The sequence below is a fragment of the Nocardia farcinica genome, from assembly GCF_029867845.1.
GTDB lineage: Bacteria > Actinomycetota > Actinomycetes > Mycobacteriales > Mycobacteriaceae > Nocardia > Nocardia farcinica_A.
On sequence record NZ_JARWRU010001001.1, the window covers coordinates 1 to 1,962 of the forward strand.

The following is a 1,962-nucleotide window of genomic DNA, read 5'->3' on the forward strand; positions in this document are numbered from 1 at the left end:
GCGTTGCCCTGTTATTCGTCTCGCTTCATTCCAACTTGTACACCGAGGTCGTGGGTGCCGCAATAGGAGTCCCAGGCGTGATCGCGGTGCGCGGCAACGGCTATCGATCGGTTAATCGGATGTCCGCAATATCGGTGAAACAATGATGTACCGCAGCGGAAACGAGTCGGATCCGGGTCGCCGGTGGGAAGCCTCGTGCCGGGCGACTCCGCGGCGGGGTCATCGGATCGCGATGCGGGATGATGCGGAGTGTGCGCTGTTCACGCACGGTCCGGGTGCGCGTCACCGCGGATGTGGAAACCGACTCATCGGTACTTGAAGTGTGGATGGTGCCGGTCCGTCGTTCGACGTGGACCACATTCCGCGGGAGCCCTTTTCGCTTCCCGCGGTCGTCCGAGCGACCTCGGCGTGCGCCCGGCAACCATGGTCGCCGGTGCGTCGGCCTGCCCGGCCGTGCGACGTGGTGCGGACTCAGCGGGCCGACGCGACCGCGGTGTCCGCCCGTGGACCGGCCGCCCTGCGGCGCGGCCGCCAATTCGCCAGCAGGGCGAGCGCGATCAGTAATTCGGCGATGTCGCCGAGGTAGTACATGAGTTCCCCTGCCCCTTGCCGCTCTGCGGCCGGCACCGGAATCCGCACGAAGAGCCCGGCGTAGAGCAGTTGGGAGATCACCGCGTGCCCGGCGACGGCGAGACCGAGCACGACCAGCCGGACCGGAACCGAGGGCCGGTCGGGTGCGGGATCCGGTCCGGCGACGACCCAGGCGAACAGATATCCGGCGACCACGAAGTGCAGGTGCACGAACAGGTGCAGGCCGGGACGGGTGGTGGTCGCGACGTACAGGGGCGTGAAGTAGAGGACGGCCATGCCGCCGATGGTGAGCACCAGCGCCACGAAGGGGTGGGCGATGAGGTGGGCGGGCCGCGAACGCAACACCCGCCCCACGAGCCGACCGCGCGCCGGGGTAACCGACCGCAGCAGCAGCGTCACCGGTGCCCCGAGGACCAGCCCCAGCGGCGCGTACATCCCCAGCAGCAGGTGCCGGAACATGTGGTCGCGGAAGTCGTCCGCCGGGAACGGGGACAGTGCCGGGGTCACCGCCACAACGAGCAGGGCGACGCCGGTGAGGAAGCTCGCGGTCCGCCACGGACTCCACCCGCGCGGCTCGCGTGCCCGGCGGATCGCGAACACCAGATAGATCGCGGCGATCACCGCGAGCGCGAGCAGCATCAGCGCGGTCGCGAGTCCGAGTCCGGGGCCGGGGCCGTGGTAGCCGTGCGCGTAAATTGTCACCGCGCGAGCCGGGCCTCGGCGCCCCGGCCGATCGGCTGGGCGCCGCGTTGCAGGAACCAGCCTGCGACGACGAGGACCGCGCCGAGTGCGAGGAACCCGAAATCCCACCAGAGCTGGTGCGCACCGCCGCGCACGTGGTGGATGCCGAGAATGTGGTGGTCGATCACGCCCTCGACCAGATTGAACAGCCCCCAGCCGACCAGCATCCAGCCCCACAACGCCCTGGATGCCCAGACCCGGCCGCGCGCCTCGACGACGCGGGAGTACAGCAGCCAGAGCCCGAACAGGACCGCCAGCCAGGTGAAGGTGTGGAACAGCCCGTCCCAGAGAGTGTTGATCTCCAGACCGTGCACCGTGTCGGCGGGGTAGGGATCGAGGCCGATGTTGTCGGTGCCGGTGCTGGTCAGCATGTGGTGCCACTGGAGCAGCTGATGCAGCAGGATGCCGTCGACGAAGCCACCGAGACCGATGCCGAGGACGATGCCGGGGAGCCGGATGGCGGGGGCGGGTGCCGCTGTCCGGTCGGCTGATGTTGTCCGATCTGGTGTGGCCATGCCGCGTTCCTTCTGTCCGATTCCGGGAGCCTGCGATGTCGCTGCCGGGTACCCCGGCGAACGGAAGGGAATCGCGGCCGGTCCCGGACAGCCGAGGGGGGCCCCCCCCGGGGGC

The 1,962-nt window shown here is 69.5% G+C and carries 2 protein-coding genes; both read right to left on the reverse strand.

Translation table 11 applies throughout. The features are described from left to right. Window positions 1-471: 471 nt before the first annotated feature. On the reverse strand, window positions 472-1,293 hold the full coding sequence (locus QH283_RS22220) for a cytochrome c oxidase assembly protein (protein WP_280504901.1): 822 nt from the start codon (window positions 1,291-1,293) through the stop codon (window positions 472-474). Next, window positions 1,290-1,847: a DUF2243 domain-containing protein gene (locus QH283_RS22225; RefSeq protein ID WP_280504902.1), complete on the reverse strand. Its 558-nt coding sequence runs from the start codon at window positions 1,845-1,847 to the stop codon at window positions 1,290-1,292. Before QH283_RS22225 ends, QH283_RS22220 begins: the two co-directional genes overlap by 4 nt. Window positions 1,848-1,962: the final 115 nt, after the last annotated feature.